General features: G+C 46.0%; 16 protein-coding genes. 1 reads left to right on the forward strand and 15 read right to left on the reverse strand.

Annotated elements, in window-relative coordinates; genetic code table 11:
* Positions 1–385: 385 nt before the first annotated feature.
* On the reverse strand, positions 386–2,587 hold the full coding sequence (locus tag SDE_RS23115; RefSeq protein ID WP_011469419.1) for a right-handed parallel beta-helix repeat-containing protein: 2,202 nt from the start codon (positions 2,585–2,587) through the stop codon (positions 386–388).
* A gap of 319 nt (positions 2,588–2,906) precedes the next feature.
* On the opposite strand from SDE_RS23115, the gene pelA reads away from it, so the two are divergent.
* Positions 2,907–4,631, forward strand: a complete 1,725-nt coding sequence (gene pelA / locus SDE_RS21465) for a pectate lyase (RefSeq protein ID WP_011469420.1) — start codon at positions 2,907–2,909, stop codon at positions 4,629–4,631.
* A 217-nt stretch (positions 4,632–4,848) separates the two neighbouring features.
* Here the strand turns inward: pelA and SDE_RS15420 are convergent, their stop codons facing one another.
* The 14 genes from SDE_RS15420 to SDE_RS15485 all read right to left on the reverse strand — a co-directional run bounded on the left by SDE_RS15420 (position 4,849) and on the right by SDE_RS15485 (position 21,677).
* Entirely contained in the window at positions 4,849–5,634 is a 786-nt protein-coding gene (locus tag SDE_RS15420) for an endonuclease/exonuclease/phosphatase family protein (RefSeq protein WP_011469421.1), read from the reverse strand.
* A 12-nt stretch (positions 5,635–5,646) separates the two neighbouring features.
* Positions 5,647–7,719, reverse strand: a complete 2,073-nt coding sequence (locus SDE_RS15425) for a YCF48-related protein (RefSeq protein ID WP_158303883.1) — start codon at positions 7,717–7,719, stop codon at positions 5,647–5,649.
* A gap of 227 nt (positions 7,720–7,946) precedes the next feature.
* The gene (locus SDE_RS15430; protein WP_011469423.1) at positions 7,947–8,303 is read right to left on the reverse strand and encodes a hypothetical protein; all 357 of its coding nucleotides are present in this window, start codon (positions 8,301–8,303) and stop codon (positions 7,947–7,949) included.
* Between the two features lie 70 nt (positions 8,304–8,373).
* The gene (locus SDE_RS23120; protein ID WP_011469424.1) at positions 8,374–8,997 is read right to left on the reverse strand and encodes a VF530 family DNA-binding protein; all 624 of its coding nucleotides are present in this window, start codon (positions 8,995–8,997) and stop codon (positions 8,374–8,376) included.
* A 43-nt stretch (positions 8,998–9,040) separates the two neighbouring features.
* Positions 9,041–9,718 carry a hypothetical protein gene (locus tag SDE_RS15440; RefSeq protein ID WP_011469425.1) on the reverse strand — a complete coding sequence of 226 codons (678 nt, stop codon included), beginning with the start codon at positions 9,716–9,718 and terminating at the stop codon, positions 9,041–9,043.
* Between the two features lie 227 nt (positions 9,719–9,945).
* Entirely contained in the window at positions 9,946–12,960 is a 3,015-nt protein-coding gene (locus SDE_RS21995; RefSeq protein WP_011469426.1) for a fibro-slime domain-containing protein, read from the reverse strand.
* 246 nt (positions 12,961–13,206) lie between these two features.
* Positions 13,207–14,184 (reverse strand): AgmX/PglI C-terminal domain-containing protein, encoded by a 978-nt coding sequence (locus tag SDE_RS23180; RefSeq protein WP_011469427.1) that lies wholly within the window; start codon positions 14,182–14,184, stop codon positions 13,207–13,209.
* A gap of 1 nt (position 14,185) precedes the next feature.
* Positions 14,186–14,743: an ExbD/TolR family protein gene (locus tag SDE_RS15455; protein WP_011469428.1), complete on the reverse strand. Its 558-nt coding sequence runs from the start codon at positions 14,741–14,743 to the stop codon at positions 14,186–14,188.
* Positions 14,743–15,252: an ExbD/TolR family protein gene (locus SDE_RS15460; RefSeq protein WP_011469429.1), complete on the reverse strand. Its 510-nt coding sequence runs from the start codon at positions 15,250–15,252 to the stop codon at positions 14,743–14,745. Before SDE_RS15460 ends, SDE_RS15455 begins: the two co-directional genes overlap by 1 nt.
* 15 nt (positions 15,253–15,267) lie before the next feature.
* The gene (locus tag SDE_RS15465; RefSeq protein ID WP_011469430.1) at positions 15,268–15,996 is read right to left on the reverse strand and encodes a MotA/TolQ/ExbB proton channel family protein; all 729 of its coding nucleotides are present in this window, start codon (positions 15,994–15,996) and stop codon (positions 15,268–15,270) included.
* A gap of 37 nt (positions 15,997–16,033) precedes the next feature.
* Positions 16,034–16,408: a hypothetical protein gene (locus tag SDE_RS23130; RefSeq protein ID WP_011469431.1), complete on the reverse strand. Its 375-nt coding sequence runs from the start codon at positions 16,406–16,408 to the stop codon at positions 16,034–16,036.
* Position 16,409: 1 nt separating this feature from the next.
* A complete protein-coding gene (locus SDE_RS15475; protein ID WP_226986436.1) occupies positions 16,410–17,159 on the reverse strand; it encodes a tetratricopeptide repeat protein in 750 nt (249 codons plus the stop codon).
* Entirely contained in the window at positions 17,140–19,998 is a 2,859-nt protein-coding gene (locus tag SDE_RS15480; RefSeq protein WP_011469433.1) for a tetratricopeptide repeat protein, read from the reverse strand. Before SDE_RS15480 ends, SDE_RS15475 begins: the two co-directional genes overlap by 20 nt.
* Positions 19,995–21,677: a tetratricopeptide repeat protein gene (locus SDE_RS15485; protein WP_193339774.1), complete on the reverse strand. Its 1,683-nt coding sequence runs from the start codon at positions 21,675–21,677 to the stop codon at positions 19,995–19,997. The genes SDE_RS15480 and SDE_RS15485 overlap by 4 nt, the downstream gene beginning before the upstream one ends.
* Between the last annotated feature and the right edge of the window lie 2 nt (positions 21,678–21,679).

A 21,679-nucleotide genomic window follows, 5' to 3' on the forward strand; every position in this document is an offset into this window, starting at 1 on the left:
CAAAAACATATCTACGCCTCTGCATCTCTCGGCGGCACCTTTAACTACCCTATTTTGTAAACCGAATAGAACCCAACTCCGCACAACACCAGACACACAACTCCAGCCCCCCATAACAACAGCCCCAAAATACCACACACTTTCTCAGTTGCGCTTCCCTACAACACAGCTAGTTCGAAGCCGATTGATCTTTAACTGTATTCTTACATCATTAAAATACAAGCTATCGCCAAACAAAAAAGCCCCAGTCAATGACTAGGGCTTTGAGTGATAATTTCATTTTTTATCGAGAATTGCGAAATTCGCCGGAAGGCGGCGACGCCTTTCTCGGCCTACAAATGCGGTATACAACGCGGCTTTACCGCGCCGTATTTTTTTGGAGGGGCTAGTTAGCTTCGAACGCTCCCATATCGGGCGCGCTGCCGTTACTTGGTAAACCTACCTCTACACCGGCGTCTATTAAATCGCTGCCGCTTTTTAAGCGGAATAGGCCGTTGTTTGGCAGGCTGCCATCTATGTTACGTGCAGCGGTGGCTTTGGATAAATCTACGTTTTCAAAATCTGCCGTGGATGCTGTTACTCCGCCGTTCCACGAATTGTATTTGTTGTCGGCATTGCTAATATTCACAGCGCCAGATACAGAAACATTATTGCGGAAGTAGTGTTGCTCACCCGAGTTTAAGTTGTTGCCAAAGCCGTAGTTAGTGCCGTTGGCGTAGGCTGTGCAATTAAGCACTGTAATACCGCCGGCATTATTGTTTTGATCAAAACCTTTTACGGGGTTGCCGAACGCAACCGAGTTGGTAATACGATTGTTTGCAGCCACGTGGTTACCGCCCAATTTAAAGCCGTTGCCATTACCCGCAAAACCACCGTAACCCCATACATCTACACCGTTGCGAAATGCCCAGCTATTTTCAATAGTTACTTCTTCTGGGCTATCGTACAGGTCAAATCCATCGTCGGAGTTTTCCCACGCGCGGCAACCAATAAATTTATTGCCTGGGCCTTGGGTTTGTTTAGGGCCAAAGCCATCGGCCATGCTGCCGTTTTTCTTGGGATCGTAATTGCGATAGGCATCTGAATTAATGACGGTGGTGTAAGACCCGCCTTTGTTAATTTCTAAACCTGTATTGCGGTTGTAATAAAAGGCGCAATTTTCAAATGTGTTGTGCGCACCCGTTACATACACACCTTGGTAGCCTGCACGGGTAATTTCTATTCCTTTAAAATACCAGTAATCGCCAGTTAAGAAAAAGCCGTAAGAATCTTGCACCCACTCACGTTCTGGGAACGAAAAATCAAACACTGCACGACCGCAATTGGCTGCCACCATTTTGATAGGTGCACCAGCGGCACCCGAGCGCGAAAGCACTTTGGTATTTTTATTACCCGCACTATAGGCAACGGTGTAGGTACCAGGCTGCATTAATATCATTTGCCCCGCGCCTACAATTGAAAGTGCTGTGTCTATATCCATTGCAGATGCAAAGCTATTGCCGCTTGCACTAGCCGAACCGTTTGGTGTTACGTAATACACGGTTGCTGCAGTTTCGCCACTTGTTTCACCGGGGCAACTTGCGTTGCCAGTGTTATTTTGCAAAGCAGTGGCAGATGCAACATTAGAGTTTAGCTGGCTGCCGTTTAAGCCGTATTTAACCCAGTAATAATACGTTGTGCCTACTGCAGTGGTTGAATCGGTAAAGCTGGTTGCAGAAGTGCTAAGCGATGCAATACGTGTACGCCCACTTGGGTTTGAATCTGTATCGCGATAAATTTGTACGCTGGTTAAAGCGGCAGAAGAGCCCCAGCTTAAGCCTATAGAGCCAATATTAGCGGTTGCCGTCAAGCACACATCACTACCACAACCTTCATCATCGTTACCGGTATTGGCTATTACAGCCGACGCAGCACCGGAATTATAGTTGCTGCCGTTTGCGCCGAATTTAATCCAGTAATAGTAGGTTGTACCGGCCTGTGCGTTGTTGTCGGTGTAGCTTGTTACCGAAGGGCTTAACGACGTTAACCGCGTACGTCCACTTGGGTTGGGATCGGTATCGCGATACACCTGCACGCTCGACAGCGAGCCACTCACTGTCCAATTTAAATTGATAGCACTAGCTGTATCGGTTGCCGATAAACAAACCGTTGCTCCCCCGCCACTACCGCAGCCAGCTTGCGAAGAGCCACTTGAACTAGAACTTGAGCTACTGGAAGACGAAGAGCTAGAAGAACTGCTAGAGCTGCTGCTTGAACTTGTGCTGCTAGATGAACTACTAGAACTAGACGATGTGCTCGAAGTACTAGAGGTGCTGGAAGAGCCATCCGACGGAATAGAGCACTCTTTAGCACTTTTAGCCGGGTTAGGGTCGGAGCCAAAAGTGGCTACGCTACAAACAAAAGAGCCATTAAGCACTTTAAAGGTAAATTTACCCGATGCGCCAAACGCCACATTGGTAGGGCTTGAAACAGAGCAGGTTTGATTGGTTTTACATATGGTGGTGTAACCGCTAGGGCGATTGGTAGCTGCTTGCGCGCAGGAAGCCGCTGCCACCAATGCGAAAGCAGTAAGGATGTATCGAAACATGAAAGAGTCCTCGGGTTATTTGCTTTTATTGTTGATCATTATTCGAGCAGGCATAGCTACTCGCGGCGCGAATATACCGCAATAAAGGGAATAGAAACAGAGATTGGCCTGACACGCTAGAAAAACAACGCACCAGAAGGTATTACAATCAAGAGTAATTCGAGCTACCATGCGGCATTACCAATAAATAATAATATTTATATCAATTTGGAATAAGCTGTTAGCTTTTAAAGCTCGCACAAGGTAATTCAAACAGGATGTATACATCGCGCCTAATCACTTATGTGCGCGCAATATAAATACATACAGAGCAACAATTATGAATTTTCTACGCCTTATTACACTCGCACTCGCCGCAACACTATTAAGTGCCTGCGGTGGAGGTAGTTCTGGCCCAGCCAAAGAGATAAACGCTTCCACCAGTTCCTCTAGCTCTAGCAGCTCCACGAGTTCTAGCAGCTCATCCAGCTCTAGTAGTTCGTCTAGCTCAAGCAGCTCGTCTTCCAGTTCCAGCAGCTCATCCTCTAGCTCTAGCAGCTCTTCTGGTGGTAGCGCCGGCACACTCACTATTCAGGAAAGCGAAAAAGGCTTTTGCACTGTTAACGGTGAGATTGTGAATAATCACGAGGGGTATAGCGGTACAGGTTTTGTAGACACCGCCAATGCCGAAGGCGCCAGCATTACTTGGAAGGTAGATGTCGATGGCGGCAATTATGATGTAAGTGTGCGATTCGCAAACGGTTCCACTGCACGCGGCGCAACGCTTAGCAGTAACGAAATAAATACCACCTATGGTTTTGCTACCACTGGCGACTGGGCCACATGGGCAGACGAAACCCACACCGTTTCGTTAGCCGCAGGCGAAAACACCATCCAGCTAAGTGCACTTACCGCGGGTGGCTTACCCAATGTAGACGCTATTACTATTGCAGGTGCAGGTGTACTCGCAGCAGACTGCGCCACAGAGCATACTGGGCCAATGCTTTCGCAAACAGGCAACCCTATTTATACCGAGTTAAATAATTACAAGTCCTGGCTAACGGGTAGCGGCACAACAGCAGCCAAATTAGCCGCAGATAAAACAATTGCCGACAATATGATTACCTGGCAAATGCCTCACGGTGGTTTTTATAAATACGGCGTATCTAAATACAGCTCGGCTTGGAACGGTAGCGATGCCCGCTCTGGCTGGACTGGGGCCAACGGCGTTGAGCTTGGCACAATTGATAATGATGCAACCGTTAGCGAATTATTATTTTTAGCGGACGTATATAAACGCAGCGGTGAAACTAAATATAGAGATGCCGCAAGAAGCGCGTTGGAATTTTTACTTACCATGCAATATTCCACTGGCGGTTGGCCACAGGTTTACCCTGCGCGCACTGGCACCAGTTACTCCAATCACGTTACGTTTAACGATAACGCCATGGCTCGTGTACTTATTTTATTGGATAAAGCCGCGCGATTAGAAGCACCACTCGATGGCGACATTTTTACCACAGACCAGCACACGCGTATTACTACCGCAATAAATGGCGGCATCGATTTTATTTTGAATGCGCAAATAGTACAGGGCGACGTGAAAACCGTTTGGTGTGCGCAACACGACCCTTATACCTACGAGGCAAAAGCAGCTCGCTCTTATGAGTTGGCCTCTAAAAGCGGTAAAGAATCTGTATTGGTTGTAGCGTTTTTAATGACACGCCCGCAAAGCGAAGCCATAGAAAATGCCGTGAAAGCAGCCCTTGCTTGGTACCGCAACCCAAATGTTCAAGTCGCCAACACCGAGTATGTAAAACGCACAAATAACGATGACAACTACAACCCGATACAAACGAAAGCAGGTAGCACTATGTGGTACCGCTTTTACGATTTAGACCAAGACGTTGGATTCTTTAGCGGCCGCTCTGCAAGTGACAACCCAGCAGGTAACGGTAAGCAATACGACATTATGCTTATTGAACCCGAGCGCAGGTATGGCTATGAATGGGGTGGCAATTACGGCAAAAAAATAATCGATTACGCTAATTCGGTAGGGTATTAATCGATAAACGTTAAGCGCTAATCGCTAGTTTTAGCTGGCGATTAGCCATTCTGTACTAGAGTTTGAATGCGCACACTAATGGGTAGTCCTCGCTCGGGGCGGCCGAACAAGCTTAGCACCTACCGGCTTTACATTTATTAAATAGTTAAAACTACCGCTCGAAGATAATCTAATAAACGTTAATCGCTAGTTTTAGCTGGCGATTAGCCATTCTGTACTAAAGTTTGAATTCGCATATTATTGGGTAATGATCGCTTGCGGGGGTGGCATATGCGTCGAAACGATCGGCTTTACATTTATTAATCGTTAAACCTGCCGCCCATGCGTAATCTATTTGCGCTATTGCTTTGGATTTAAAACCTGTGAATGTAAGCCCCCAAAAATTATTTTGCAGCGGCGAGCCGTTCACCATTTTTAGGTATGGCTCGCTATTTGGCTCTGCATTGAAATCGCCAACTAACACCACGGGCAACTGCCAATTTTTTATTACCGCAGGTAATGCATTAAGTAGTATTTCCGCCGAGCCCAACTGCGAGGCTTCATCTACCCCCCAGTGTGTAGTTATAAATAGCCAGCTTGTGTTGGTGTTTTTTGCTTTTAGCTTCACCCAGTAAGCAAAGCGTTTCTCCCATTTATCTTCTACTAACTCAATAGCACCTTTAGCCAATAATCGGTACATATCACTGCGAAACAAAATAGGGGCATTGGCAACAGGCAACCAATTAGGGCCAAGCGCCTCTTCTATATATTGCTGCTGGTTAGTTGATGCTTCCTGCAAGCCAATTACGGAAGGGTTCGCTTTTACAATAACATCCACCACGTTATTTTTTCGCTTTTCCCACGCCAGCTCGCCGGGGTCGTTTGCGTGCTCTGTGCGAATATTAAAGCTCATTACTGTATTCGCCATACAGCTAGATGCAGCTAACAAACTGGCCACAATGAGCGTACCCATATAAAAAGAAAAGCGGTTGTTAGTCATTTTGTATTTCGTCGCTTGTTTCATTGCTCTAATGCCCTATTGATTAGCGGACATATCTACTACCACCAACCGTTCGCCGGTAGCTAAAAAGCGATTATTTTCAGCTAATGCAAACCCGCGGAACCCTGCTTGAGTATGCAACTGTATTCGCTCCCACGTTACGCCATCGTCTAGGCTCGAAAACAATAAACCATGACTACCAATTACAAATAGCTGACCGGTTTGCGGATGCACGTGCAGCGACCTAAGCTCGCCATCTGGCCCGCCGTTTACTATTTGCCACGCACTAGACTCTGGTGGCTTGCGCAGAATGGTTTGATTGCCACCAAAACCAATTAACGCACCCTTAGGTGTTTCGCTTACATTTCTTAATGCGCTGGCGGTTCCTGTGTTAACAACTTGCCAGTTATCGCCCTGCGCAGAGCCGACTATTAAACTGCCGCTTTGCCCAGCGAGATAAAATTGTTGAGTAGATGCAGAATAAAAGCTGCCGTATAGATCAGGTATATTGGCAATGGCTTGCACCGCCCAATTATTGTTGGCAGGGTTATACACCGCTATTTGCCCGCGCTGACCAACTGCTACCACTACGCCATTACTTGGGTTTACATCCCCTGCCCATAAGCGGTGTGGTGCTTGTATTGGTTGGCTCTGCCAGCTTTCACCTAAATTTGGTGATATATAAAAGCGACCGTCGGCTTCAATAGCAATAACAGAATTATTAAAGGCATTATAAATAAGCTGGGTAAAAGCTTCGTTGTTGTCGAAAGGCGTCCATAATACCGGGCGCCACGATTTACCATAGTCTTCAGATTTCATTATTGCGCCGGTGGGCCCTGCCGCTAATAAATGATTATTGGGTAAAGAGATTAAACTGCGAAAAAAAGGCGGCGTATTGGGGTTGGGGTACTGCACATCGTGCATTTGCCAAGCGGGCGTAATGTTGTTACTTAATTGAGCATCACTCTCTATACCTGCGGTAACTACTTCGCCCACTGTACCTAGCGCCAACCAGTGGTTATTAAAAGCCTTACCTAAACGGTAATACCCCGATAAATTTTCTTGCACTGTTTGCCAAGGCTGCCCAACGCCCGAACTTAAATGCAATTCACCACCGCGCCCAAATGTCACCAGTTGACCACTATTGGTATTAAATAAAAGGTGCTGCACACCGTAGGATGCATTTACTCTAGTCGCTTGCCACGTTTTACCAGCATCTACAGAGGTGGCAAACATGCCACTGTGCCCAGACAGTAAAAACGTTTTATTTGCGCTATTGTAAATTACGCTGCTCACACCGTGCGCAACAGTATCTAAGGTTACTGCGCTAGGCTGCCACGTGTTTGTTACTAAATCGCCACACACTATTTGGCCGTTTTGCGCGGCGATAACTAATTCGCTGCCGTTTTCAGAAAAAGCTGCGGCACTAAACGGCGCCTGTACTTTGGTATCAAACAGGCGCCAGCCTTGTGAGATTTCATCAAAAAGTAAAAAGTCGCCCTGCTCGGCAAGCGCTACAACATGATTACTCGACGAAACCAAATACCCAATACTAGACGCTAAATTGGTTTCTAAAACTTGCCACTCATAACCATTTTGAGATGTAGCTAAAAATCCATTGTCGCCGCTAGCAATAAGCGTGTTATTAAATTCAATTAAGGCTTTAACCGCTGGCGTTGCAACTCCTACGGGGTGCCATTGCGGCTGGCCCTCTGGCTTTAATAACAACTGTCCATTAGTGCCCGCAGCAAGCTTATCGCCATTTGTCCGAATAAGCGCGGTTAAATAATCCGAACTATTTTCACTGCGTTCAGCGCTTTGCCAAGAAGTACCGCCATCGAAAGATTCTAAAATAGTGTTGCTGTCGCCAACAGCAAGCATATTATTTTCATGCACAGATACATCGCGAATAGTATAGGCAGTAGCGCCACTATACTGTTGCCAACTTACGCCATTTGTCGAGGTAGCAATAACACCGTCGCTACCCCAAATAACATACTGGTTATTGTGCGCATCATATAAACCGCCATCATAGTCTGGGTTTACGATATGTACGTTATATTCGCGCAGACTCGTAACGGTATCAGCTTGGCCGCAGCCCAACAACACACATAGGTAAACGCAAGCGAAAACTAAAGCGCAAAAAATAGAACGGAGAAACACGAAAAACGAGCGCAGCATAGCAAAACCTGAATCTAATAATAGGTAAATAATCACTAGAACTGCGCACATAAAGTGATATTGACAATATTGTTATTGTATTCGCGATACGACTAGGCAATCAAGCAAGAGACGGGAAGTTATAAATAATTTTGAGCCAAATCAAATGGTGAGTACTACTGCCACAGCAATTTCATACCCACAATGCACACCATAAAACAGATTAACCAAAATACAATTGGCGCGGCAGCCCCTTTAAATTTTAAACCGCCAACTTCGCATTCCACTGGGCCAGTTGAAATACGCAACACCAAGGTTAGAAACAAACAACCCAACCCCGCCAAAGGCATACCCACCATAACAGGGAACTGCTCACGAACAAGCGAGCTCCAGTAATCGCCAGGCGTATTGTGCACAGTGGCCAGTTTGAAAATTAAAAACAAGCCAAACAGCGTAAGAATTACAACTAGCACCCAGCTCATGGTTAGCTGCAGTTTGCCTAACGGAGTTTGATTAAACTCTTGCTTATTCATGCATCCCTTCCTAATTGCCTACTTTAAGGCTTGCTCTTTATGGATTATTTTTTGTGGGAGTGTAAAGCCACTATTTCCGCCAATTTGCCCAAGGGTCTGATTCATCTGGCGCCGGTTTGGTAGGTTTTTTATTATTGCTATTAGAAGTGCTATTGGAAGTGCTATTGGAAGTGCTATTGGAAGTGCTATTGGAAGCGCTATCGCCAGAGTTCCCCCACACACTGCCGGACTTTGACTTGCCATCGTCGCGCCCTGTACGTGGGCGCTTGTTAGGGTAATTTTTATTAGACCGGTCTTTGCTATTTTCTCTACCACCCTGCCCACGTGCGGCAGCTTTTTTAGCGCGCTTTTCTTGCAGGCGTTCGGCATCTTCTATGCTTAGCTCTGCAGGCTCACCGGGTACTTGGCCATCGGGAATAATGCGATCGCGTGGCGGCAATGCAAATTGCTCGTCCGTGGCCCTTGGCAAACTCTTAAACTGGTAGAGGTAAAATGCTTCTACTTTTTCTCGCGCCCAACCTGTTTTCTTTAAAAACTTCACGCTGGAATCGATACTAGGGTTAGTTTTAAAGCAGTTGATATTGAGGTAGGCAAACAAAATTTTCCAACCGTAGTGCTCTACAAGCTCTACAAGTAAGTTTTTTAAACTCACACCGTGTAGCGGATTGTTTTTGTAGTTTATTTCATCGTTCATGTTGTTCTACCGTAAATTACAGCGCGCCCTATGAGCGCTGAGGTTAGTTTCTTTTCGCTAAATATATGGTGTGGCGGCTTCCTTTACCTTTATGTGCGCGCACCGTTTTAACATCTACTTTAAATTTGGCTTTTTTAAGCTGGGTGGTAAATGCTGGGTCGTGCCAAGCAGACCACACAGCCAACACGCCCTTAGGGCGCAAGGTGTTGTGAATTGCATTTAAACTTGCCAGCGAATACAAGCTCGTATTGTCGGCATGCGTGAAGCCTTCTGGGCCGTTATCCACATCTAATAAAATTGCATCGAAGGTGGGCCGCTGAGGGGTGAACATGTCTGCAACATCCCGTAGGCACACGCGGGTGCGAGGGTTATTAATGGGGTAGCCCGCACATTCGCCCAGCGCACCTTTGTTCCATTCAATAACTTCAGGCACAAGCTCTGCCACTGTTACTACACAACTGTTGCTGGTGGCTTTAAGCGCTGCCGCCAACGTAAAGCCCATACCCATGCCCCCTACGAGCACCGCGGTATTGTCTGCACCACTTATATGGGCACACCCTAAATCTGCTAAAGCAATTTCAGAGCAGTGAACACGGCTATTCATTAACTCACCGCGCACACCTTTAAGCGATATAGAAAACTCTTTTTCGCGCTGGGCAAGCCGTAATTCGCCGCCATTATTGGGGATGCTAGCCGTTCCTAGCTGAGACCAAGGGATCATAGACTTTCAAATAAGAGAGGGAAGAACCGCAACTGTAACAGAACACAGAAGGTTAAGCAGCGTTAGGCTTGGCGAGATTATGCCGAACGAATAGAAAACCAGTATCTAGCCACTGGAATATCAAGTCTTCAGATAGCAAAAACTCCCAAAGAGGGAGTTTTATATGAACTTCTAGAGTTGAGTCGCTAACCACTAGTGATTGGTCTCTAGCGATTAGCGACTACAAATTATCGATTATCTGTACATTCCAAGTTGATGTTAGTTTCAATCTGGAAGTTGGACTGCGTGGTATGGCGCTCCGCAAAGAATAAGTCGAAGCTGTAGGTTTGCCCTACTTCAATGCCCAACTCTGCAGCTGCTTTATCAAGATCGATACTGCGCTCAATCATGGAGTGCACACCGCCTATATCAATAACCAACTTGCCGTTGATATAGAGCCACAAATCATCATCGCCGCGGAAGGTAAACACTTCGCCACCTTCATATAGGAACTCTAGGTGCGTTTCCAAAGTGAAGTAGAAGTTGTGGTCTTGACCTTCTGTATTGCCCCAGCCTTGGTTATCCAGCGGGAAGAAGTTTCCGTTACTGTAACGCCAAACGGAGTTTTCTCCTTCGCGGGTAATTTCTAAGCTAGTATCGAAAGCGATGTTTACGCCCTCAACGTTGCGGTACCACTGGTCAAAAGTAGCTTTACCGTTAGTAGTTGGCGTGCTGCCATGCTCGTTTGCATATACGGGTAAGCGATCTTCACCTAAGTACGGCGCAACGATGCCGTAATCTTGCCCAACCTTGTATTCAAAATCTGGGTGACTTTGATGGAAGTCGCGCAAAGTAACGGGAATATACCTGCTAGTAATATTCGACGTATCACACACTTGCGGCTGTGTAGTCACAATTACAGTGTCTACGTCGCTGTTGTGTACGGTATCGTTAACAACTAAATCAAATACATAAGTACCTGCTACATCCGCCACAATATTGGGGGACACCAAATACGAATCCACCAGCTCGCTTTCACTTCCCTCTGGCGCAGACACCATAGTCCATTGATAGGTTAACGCAGCACCTTCAGGGTCGGTACTGGCACTACCGTTAAGCATAACCAAGTCACCCTGATAAACCACCTGATCGGCACCCGCATTCGCTATAGGTGGTAAGTTCTGTGGTTCAGGTTCTGGCTGCGGCTCAGGTTCTGGCTGTGGTTCAGGTTCTGGCTGCGGCTCAGGTTCTGGTTGAGGCTCAGGTTCTGGCTGCGGCTCAGGTTCTGGTTGAGGCTCAGGTTCTGGCTGTGGCTCAGGTTCTGGCTGTGGCTCAGGTTCTGGCTGTGGCTCAGGTTCTGGCTGTGGCTCAGGTTCCGGCTGTGGCTCAGGTTCTGGCTGTGGCTCAGGTTCTGGCTGTGGCTCAGGTTCTGGCTGTGGCTCAGGTTCCGGCTGTGGCTCAGGTTCTGGCTGTGGCTCAGGTTCTGGCTGTGGCTCAGGTTCTGGCTGTGGCTCAGGTTCCGGCTGTGGCTCAGGTTCTGGCTGTGGCTCAGGTTCTGGCTGTGGCTCAGGTTCTGGCTGTGGCTCAGGTTCCGGCTGTGGCTCAGGTTCCGGCTGTGGCTCAGGTTCCGGCTCTGGATTCGGGTCGATACCTGGGTCGGTACAAATAATACGGCTTGAGTCTAAATCATCGGTAAAGTCATCGCTGTAGGGTTCGAACGGAAAGTCGAAACCAACATGCGGACGGCCAAGGCCTAATTCACTTAACACCTTATCTTCTTTAGCGCGCACAATAGGTAAACGGCTATTGGTGCTTGGATCGTACATCCAAATACCGTACTTGCTGTTCAATTCACCGTCTTCGTTTGTGCTCGAACAAAACGACGAAACCCCCCCCTCAGATACAGTCACACACTGCGACCACGCTAACAATAAGCGCTCGGTACCATCGCGATAAGGTGCAATAGAACTAAACCAACCCGCTACAGAAAGCTGGTTAGGATATAAATTAGACGCTTCGGATGTAATTGGCTGCGGAGCAAATGAAGCAAATACAGATGTTTGATTTTCAGTATGCGGATCGGTAAGCGCAACCGCACTGCCCCCCATTACATTGTTGTAATGGTGCTTAATAATTGCCATTAAGCGGCCATCTTCAGACTGAACAATATTGTCGATTGTTAAGAACTCTTCGTCTGAAGTATTAATGGTGTGGGTTTTATAAAGTTGCTCTAGGTCGCCTCGTACTGGGTCTATACGCAACAATGAATAGTGATTGCTTGCCAACACTGGGCCAACCGGTGTATCGATGGCATAGGCGCACATTTGCGAATCCAACCAGCTGGTAGGTGCATCTAAACCTTGTGTATCTGGCTGAGTATTAAAGAACGATGTGAATATGTCGTTATTGGATTTACCGGACCCAGCATTGCTTTCAGTTGCACACTGGGGCACTTCTTTGTAGCTGCGCGACCAGCGTACAAAAGCTACTCGACCATCTTTAAGCGTGGTAGGTGTAGTATCGTGATTGTTGCCATAGGTTAGCTGCACAATATTTTCGCCGTAGGCGTTCATTATGTGTAGCAGCGAAGGCTTCTCGCTTGGCCCTACTTTGTAGCAGTTTTCATTTTCTTCAACGAAAATATCAGTAGGGTTATTGGGGTTGCCGGCCGAGCGATCGGATGAGAATACAATATCGCCAGTTAGTGTGAACGTTGGGTTGGTATCTTCACCAGCATTTGCCAGAGTATCGTCGGCTATAACACGCTTGATGGTTTGACTGGTTAGGTCGTAGGTGTAAATGCTCCAGCTTGAATGCGCGCTATTGCCCGCCTGCCCGTGTGCCGCAAATACAATAGTATTGCCATCTTGCGAAACGCTTACGTCTTTAACGTCGTAGCCCGTACCGCCAAAATAATCGGTTAATACATCTAGCTCAATTGCACCAATTTCTAAGCCAGTGCGGTGATACAGCTTAGCGCCTGGGTTAAATTCGTAAGGCGAGCTTAAATCTGTTGGTGTGCCTAGGTCGTTATTGAGCTTGTTATTAAAGTGATTCGTCTTGTTTTGCTGCATTTGCGCAATACTGCGCTCAACATAAACAAACGACGTACCACCAGTGAACTCAAGCGGCGTTTGGGATTGGCTATTACCAGGGGCTGTATCACCCGCGGTACCGGCGTTATCCCCACCCGAACACGCGCCTAGAGTAAGCAGGCTGCAGGCCAAAATTGCACTTTGAAGTTTTGGGGTTTTCTTTTTCATAACCAATCACCAACGTCATCACGAACTATTGCTTGATCGTTATATTGCCATTTTTGGCATTTTTTCAGCGGTACAAACTCACAAAAAGGCGGTGGGGAAATGTGCAGTAATTAGCAATTTAAGCATTTAGTACCAAATTGCGTGAACTGCTTAAAATTTATGCAGAAAACCGAGGGAACTTTTATATGTGCGGGTAAATATGCGGGGAGCAAACCCCGCACATTTAAACAACAAAGTGACTATATTTTACACAGAGGGCAAGAAAGTAAATGAATATTGCACGGAAGTCGCAGAGACATCTTTTTTACCAAAATTGATGCGCTTAATTTTATCTAAAATACTCTGCTCTAAATTAGCAACACCCAACTCACTTGCCACTAATTCTAAATCAGTTAACTCGCCATCGGGCTGAATAACAAATTTAAAAATGAATTTACCGCCTAAATCAGGGTGATCGCGTAGAAATCTCTGGTAGTCGGATTGCGTTCTACTTTTGGTGCGCTCCAACACCCGTCGAATGCTCTCCATATCGCGCATACCCGCGGTATAGCTACCATAAGCAGATGAATGTGAGCGCCCACTCTGCTCTCCGCCGGTTGTAGACACGCCTTCTACAATTAACGAATTATGCTCTGCAAGTGCAATGGCGTCGCTGCGCATATCGGCATCATCTACGCTAATACCCGTGCCCACCATAGTTGCGCTATCTTTACCTAGTACCTGGTTTGCACTGTGCTCTACGCGTCCTGCATCTGAGTGAGATACATTTTTGTTTTGCAGCTTTTTGAGGTCGAGCGAGTTACGTAGCGAGCTTAATTCGTTAGATAAACCACTCAAGCCCTGTGCTTTAGCAAAATCCTGTTTAGTTTCTTGCTCTGTTTTAGGGGGCGCAGGCGGTACAGGGGTACCCGTAACTTTTTTCTGTTCTACCGGCTTCACCTTTTCTGGTTTCGGCTTAGGTTTTGGCTGCTCTACAACCTTCTGCGGTTCGGGTTTTGGTTGTTCAACAATTTTTGGCTCTAATAGTATGCGCGTTTTAACCACCTCTTCTGCCGTATCGTCGAGCGTCAACTCTAGCTCTGGCAGCAAGGGGATAACAATTAACAACAATAAAAATGGCGCGACTACACGAATAAGCCATTTTTTAAAGCGCGCATCCTGTTGCTCGTCTATCTCCCAAGGTAACACCAACTCTAAGGAAGCTGGCTGAAAAGCGTGTTGCATATTACCCACCAATATCCGAATTTGTGCTAACCGCGCCACTTACTTGCACATCGTACGCGCCTTTAACAACTTGGTTTACTGCTAACGAAATATTACGTAAGTTATTTTCTTGGCAAGTTTCCATAATGCTTTTTATTAGCGTATAGGAAGCAGATTTATCGCCAAGAATAGTCACCGACAACCCAGAGCGCTTTTCGAAAGGAGAAAGCTCACCCTTGCGCTCTACATACTCCGCCAGCACGGCAGACAGCTCTGGAATAACTTTGCCGGGGTTAGGTGCAAGTAGCGCATCTATTTCGCCTACAAGTTCATCTTCAAACCAGATCTTGTCTTCGCCGATAATAATCGCCACTTCTTTGTGCGGCGAACTGCCGGCGCTAGAATCTGGTAGAGCAACGAATTTAGCATTGTGAATTTTTTCAGCATCGCCAGAATTCAGAAGCAAGAAGAATACTAAAATAGTAAAAATATCCATTAATGCTATTAAGCTCAGCTTAGAAACGGGGTTAGGCTTTTTCTTTTGGTAAAAAATAGTCGAACCGACTTCTTTCAACAACATTAGCTTTTCCCCTTTTTTGCATCATCTAAAGAGATTTTAGGGAATAGCTCGATTTCTACCAAGCTGGCAGCAATGGTTGTTTTATATGACTTCACAACTTCCATAGTGGCTACTAACTCCTGATAATTAACTTCGGGGTCAGATAGCAACAACACATCCTCTTTTTCGGCCAGCTCTTGTTTTAAAGCCTGTAGCACCAAAGAAAGTGTGTGGTAGTCGTAGCTACTTACGCCTTCGGCTTCTACACGAGGAATTTCTTTAATAAGCGTATTCTCTGGGTAAAACACCTTAAAGCCGTCTTCGGCAATAATTACTTCTAACTGTGATTGCGGCTCGTCACTTGCAACCACGCCACCGGTTAATTCTGGCAGCGAAATTTCGAGCACTGTAATTTGCGTAAACGTCATACTCACCAGCAATACAGGTACCAACACAATCATTAAGTTAAGAAATGATGTGACGTCTATATCTGCTGGTTCTTTATCTTGATTAGCAAGTTTGTATTTCATGTTCGCTACTCAGTATTAAGTTGCAGGAAGCTCGTCGCCAATCTCTTTCACTTCCGTACGCTCTACGCCTGTTTCCTTCTCGATATAACGAGTAATACCCGCTTCTATTAGACGGTGCATAGTCATAATATTTAAAAACTTAACCGCAGACATTTCAATAGAGCGCACTATTTTGGCGGTTTTGCTTTGTAATACAGAGTGCAAAATTAACAACGGGATTGCCGCAATCAAACCAAATGCGGTGGTGTTCATGGCAACAGAAATAGAGGATGAAAGCAGCTCAGACTTTTGCGCAGGGTCTGCTTGAGCAACAGCGGTAAACGCACCGATCAAACCAATAATGGTACCCAACAGGCCTAGTAACGTAGCAATGTTTGCCAATACAGCAAGGTAAGAGGTGCGCTCTTCTAAGCGGGGCATGGTTTCTAGCATACCTTCGTTCATAGCGTTTTCTATATCGGCGCGCTGCTTAGAAACGGTCATCATGTCTAAACCGCAAGCAATAATACGTGTAACTGGCGCTTGGCTTTCGCGCGTGTAAAGCTGCATTTTGTCCATATCGGTTGTGCGTAATAAAGGCAAGAACGATTCAAAAGCCTTTATATTGCGGATGCGCTCACGCGTCAGAAAAGCCCAACGCTCGAAAGCTATTGCCAGCCCTACCGCCAACACCAAACCGATTGGGTAGATAAAAAAGCCACCCTCAGAGAAAAAGTTGGTAATAACCATATAGAAATCGGACATTTTGTCTCACCTTCAGTGCTTAAATAAATGTATAAAATTAATTTGTTTGTTCCATGTTCATTTCGTCGTAAATATTGATAGAACGTAACATTACGTCTCTATCAATTAATTGCAGGGTAGCATCGTGCTTTTGCTCCATATCCCACTGCAATTTATCTGGGGTATCATTCCCCTTCCAAGGAATAAAATAACTCACTGCAGGCTGTTCCCTATCTGCAAAGAATGTAGATTCCAATTTAATATTGGGCTCATCGCTTGCTACTTCAGCGGCCTTTTTCTTATCGGTTTGCGCTTCGCTTTTACTGTCTTCGGCAAACGCTGGCAGTGCTAAAACGAGTAGACCGGCCACCGCCACAAACCGACGAGCTAAAGTGCGTGTAGCAATTGATGTACTAGCAGTAAATATATACATATTAACTTACCGGTTTTAATAGCGTTTTATCTGCGGGTAGCGCTTGAGCAACGCCTGTGCGTTTTTGTATTTCCATTAGCCAGTTAGCGACTTTTTTATCTTCACCACCGGTTAAAAACATATAGGCTTCCATATGCTTTTGCGCACGCAAAGGTAAATTGAGATACACATCATATAACACGGCTAAATTCAGGTGCGCCTCTGGGCAATCTTTCCACTCGGCCAAAGCATGGGCATAGACGTTTTGTGCTTTTAGGAACTCCCCTTGTACACGCAAAGCATGTGCTAGGCGCAACCAGGCATTCATATTGCTACGGTTTATTTCTAGCGCTTTTTGATAGTGCGTAATAGCAAGCTTGGTGTCTTTAGACTCCATGGCGATATCGCCTAATAGCACCCAAGGCCCAGATAGTGAGCTATCGCTCTGGGTGAGCGCGTTAAGCGTTTTAGTTGCGCTATTAAAGTCGCCTTTATTGAAAGCCCTACGAGCAGTAATAAATTGGCTTACCGATTCTTTATCAATACGGCCACGTTTAATATAGGGGTTGGGTAGGGCTTCATAAGGCTGGGTTACGCCTTCTTTATCTACCTCTAATACTGGTACAAAGCGCAAGGTAGCCATAAGCTCTGCCGCCTGCTCCACATCCGCACCAGTGGTTTTAACTCCGGTGGTATTGCAGGCGCTTAGCGTCAATACGGCACTAGTAACAAGCGCGGCAAAAACTAATTTATTAACGTATTTCATCGCCATAACTCACTAATACCTCACTCTTTGCATATCGCTCTGGGTAGAGAGCACGTAACTGCACAAAACTTTTATCTATCCACTCGTTAAACTCGCCATCCCACGCCCGACTAGCATTGGCTTCATGTAACTCTATTGCCAACTGATCAAGAGGCTGGGCTTGCTCTTCGATAATACTTTCATACAGTTGAATATCGCTGCCACTTAGGTTGCTAGGCGGCGGAGCAGTTCGCAGATCGGATGCTAATGCCTGATATAACTTCGCGATTTTATAACCCGAAAGTGTTACGTATTCCAGCACGCCCGATTCGGCAGCTTGCTGATAACTCGCACTAGCCTGCTCTAAAAACGCGTTGCGCTTAGGTAAGCTTTTTACCAAAGGCTGAGTCAACTTGGTGTTATGGAATTGTTCTGCGTAGAAATCGCCGTATTTAGTATTGGCCCAGGCCGCCAACCAAATACTGCGCTCAGTTTTATTATCGCCAGCTTTTCTATTAGCCTCTATCACTCTACGCAGCCAGTATTGCATTTTGCCGGCTTCACCTAAGGTTTCGTAATTAAGCGCAAGCCTGTAGCGCGCTTCCATTCGCGTATCGAAAGGCTGTTCGTAGCGGTGCGCATACTGCTTAAAGTATTTAATCGCTTTCTCATGTTCTGCCGATTTTTCAAACATCATTGCCGCCGCAAATAAGGCTTCGCGCTGCACTTCCACATCCGGGTCGTTTGCATTTAGCGCCAAGTATTCTTGCGAAGCCGCTTGCCAGCGTTCATCGCGCTCGTAGGCTAATGCCAGTTTTCTGGGGAATTCCACAGCCAACTCGTGCTCACTGAAGTTAGCTTTTAAATCTAGAAGCTCGTCTATTGCTGTATCCCACTGCTTTAACTCCATCAATAAAATAACAGCATCGTATTGCGCGGGTACACGACGTGTAGAGTTTGGGGATAACGCTTTGATTTTTAATAGTTCGGCGATAGTGGCTTGCTTGTCGCCTGTTTGCACTATTGTTTCGGAATTTTTGTAGATAGTCGTGGCTAAGCGTTCAGATATAACGTTGTATTCTTCACTTTCCTGGACGACCAGCGCTCGCTGATTCAAGTAACTCGCTTCAGCCTCAACATAGTTTTCTAATTTAAACCAAGAGTGCGCCGCTATACCGTAAGCGGTTTTCTTAAGATTGTTGTCGAGGTTTGGGTTCTTATTCAGCAGCGCAGTAGACACTTCAATGGCCTGTTCATACTTATTTAAGCTAAACAAGTATTCTGCTGCGTTAGTGAGTACCGAAGGTGAACGCTCATCCGCGTGGAAGGTGCCAGCAAAATTAAGCATGGAAGCCACAGCTTTTTCTTGCCACTGTCTAACCGCTTTCGAATTTTGCTCGGCTTCTGGGTAGGTATCTATGTGTTTTTGATACGAAATAATCGCTGCGTAACCCGCATCGGGCCGCTGCTCTTCTGCGCTTTTGCCCTTGGGCGTATAAGCAACGAACTCGTAATCATGTACCGCTTCGGCGAATCGTTTACCGGCAAATAACACTTCTGCACGGTAGTACATAGTTGAATCGAAGTTCGGGTCATTAGGGAAAGTGTCTGCTAATTCCTTGTAGTAAGCCGCTGCGGAATCGTAAGACGCTTTGGCATCTTTGCGCGCAACACTAATACGCTTATCTTGCCCCTTGGGCTTCTCTTCGAGTTCAGCCAGTTTTTTGTCGTAATCCTGTGCTGCGCTGTGATGGAATTTGGCCAGCTCTTCTAAATATTCACGTAATGAAGTTGAAATAGAAGCGCGAATGGATTCATCTGCAACGTTAAAATTCGAATGAATACCGTAAGCTTTTACGTAAAGCGCTTTCTCTTCTAACGCCAGCGCAGGAAAACCACCTTTGATGTGCGCATTGATAACCATATTGTGAAACACGGGCGCACGCTGCGAGCTAGGGTTAGCATCAATATAAGCGCGGTAGCTATTTACCGCTTCGCCGAATAATTCTTTTTCTAAGTAAAAGTCACCCAGTTTTTTATACAGCATCCAAACATAAGAGCGGCCAACCAAACCCGGTACATTAGGAATTGTTTCGGCGCCGGCTAATTTATCTAGCGATAAACTTATTGAGTGCAATGTATCTTCAACCACAGGCTTTTCGGCCTTACCTAACCCTTCAGCAGACTCTTTGCCCGCGAGGTAGGTGTTCAATACGTTTGCGTAGGAATCTAAACTTTTTTCATATTGAAACTGTTTGTAATGCGTCCAGCCCAACATATAGTGCGCGTTTACCCAAAGCGTACCAGTATTAAGGTGCGTAACTTGTTGGTAAGCGTGTTTAGCTTGGTCGTAACGCTGGTTGCTAAAGTGGATATCCGCCACACGGAACCACGCCTCAGCCAAATTGGGGTAGTAAGGATGCTTAGATGTAAGTTCGGTTAACATACGTAAGGCTTTTTCCTGCTCACCTTCCATATCGTATGCTTTTGCTAACTGATAAAGCACTTCCGCGTTATCTGGCGAATTGGGGTACTTTTCTAGAATTTTTTCGTATTCTTTAATAGCTTCTAAATAATAGCTTTTCTTTTCTACATCTTGATGTTGCGTGTGCACAGATTCCATCATATACACATCGGCAATACGGCGTTCTATTTGCTCTTTTAGTTGTTTATCTTCAAACAAGTCGAGCAATTCTTTATATTCTTCACGCACTTGCGCATGATCGAGCTTTTCAAACTCAATTTCTTGCTCTTGCTTTGGCCTATACTCTAAATCGCCAAGCGTGCTTTGACGGTTATTTCCGCCACACGATGCGACAGCAATAACCGCCACTAACATTGGCAAAGTTCGCTTTAGAGGCTTCATTTCACTTGCTCCCCATTGCTTTTAGCCTTGGTACCACTCGCACCGTCGCCTTGTGCTCGCTCTAATTCAAGCAGCGTTGAATCGTACAAACGCGCTTTTGCTAAACGTGATTGAGCTAGGTAATAACCCATTCTATCTTCGTGTTTATTTAATTCTTTGTTTACTATGTCGCGCATTACGGGTTCCAAGCGCGCTATATAGGCGCGTGTTTTTTCTAACTTTTCTTCAATTTCTTTGTGCTTTTGCTGCACTTGGCTTTCGTAATCGGCGGGATGTTGATATACCGACTCCACTTGCGCCATTTGCTGAGCGAGTTTATCTAAAGCCTCTAGCTCACGCTGTGTAGTTTGTAATAGCGCGTCCATGCGCGCTTGCTCTTCTTCCGAAAGGGTGAGCGCATGCAACCTTAAGTCTGCGCTATCTTGTGTAAACTGTGCGGATAATACCTTCTTGCGCTCAAGCGCTTCTTTAATGCGCTCGGCCATACTTTTTTGCTTAGTCGCCTTTAAAATAATTAAGTGCTCTTCGGCCTGTATTTTCCAATTTTCTAAGTTCGCCTCTAGCGCGTATAAATCTGCTAGCTCCCTAAGGGTTTCGTTAAACGGGTTGCTAGACATTAAATCGACTAAAAACGGGGTAAGCTTTTTGTAATCAACAGATGGCTTGGAACCGTACCAATCTTCGCTATCCATTACCGCTTCTAGGTTAGCGACAAATTCGCGCGGTACATCCAAGTCCGATATAGCCCCTCGCGCCTGCTGAAGCATATTCAGCCCTTCGCGGAATTGCTTTTCGGCTAACAAGTTACCCTTTAATGCCTTTCTAGGTGAGCCTTCTTGCTCGTATAAATGTGCCAATAGCACCTTGGCTTCTTGCACCTCAGGAATGGCAATTGAGCGGCTGTTTAGTATTTCCAACGCCGGTATTGCATCATTAAAACGCTTTAATTTAATGGCCGACCAAGCATAAGAGAGCAATGCTCGGTTTGAATACAGCCCCGTTGTGCGAATATTTTGTAAATAAAGCCAAGCTTGCGGCAAATTGCCCGCCTGTAGTGCTAATTGCGCAAGGCCATGTTTTGCCCTGTCTCCTAGCACAGACATTTCTTCGTTCGTACCCGAGTAACGCGAAACTTCCTCTAGGTTCACCACTGCAGAACCTAAATCCCCCGAGTTAAGGTGTCCAATGGCAAAGTTAAACAGTAAATAGGGGTATGCAGGGTTATTTTTCGAAAGCGGTTTTAAAGCTTCTTTTTGCTCTTGCGTATGGCTGCCATCGTTGCGAATTAAGGTGGCCAAATAGTGGTAATCAAAATGCAGCTCAGGGTCTACATCGCCGCTAATCCGGTCGAGTGCAGCGTAGGCTTGATCTAGCTGGGATTTGTTGTAATGCAATTTGGCAAGGTAATACCAAATGCGGTTACGCACGGTATCTTTGGTGGCAGAGTTAACGAGTGCCGCCAAGTTTCGCTCAGCCTCATCTGGCATGCCATAAGACACCATCATGCCACCGCTAAGCATTTCGCCTTCGGTATCTAACGCTATGGTGTTGCCTATTTCACTTGTGTATTCGTGTTCAACAAGTGCCGAAAAGTAATCTTGTTGAAAGTAGTCAAATAGCACTACCCCGTACTCTAACTCTGCCCGCGAGTGTACGTGCGATTCAAATGGGGCCGCCACGG

Source organism: Saccharophagus degradans 2-40, assembly GCF_000013665.1.
GTDB lineage: Bacteria > Pseudomonadota > Gammaproteobacteria > Pseudomonadales > Cellvibrionaceae > Saccharophagus > Saccharophagus degradans.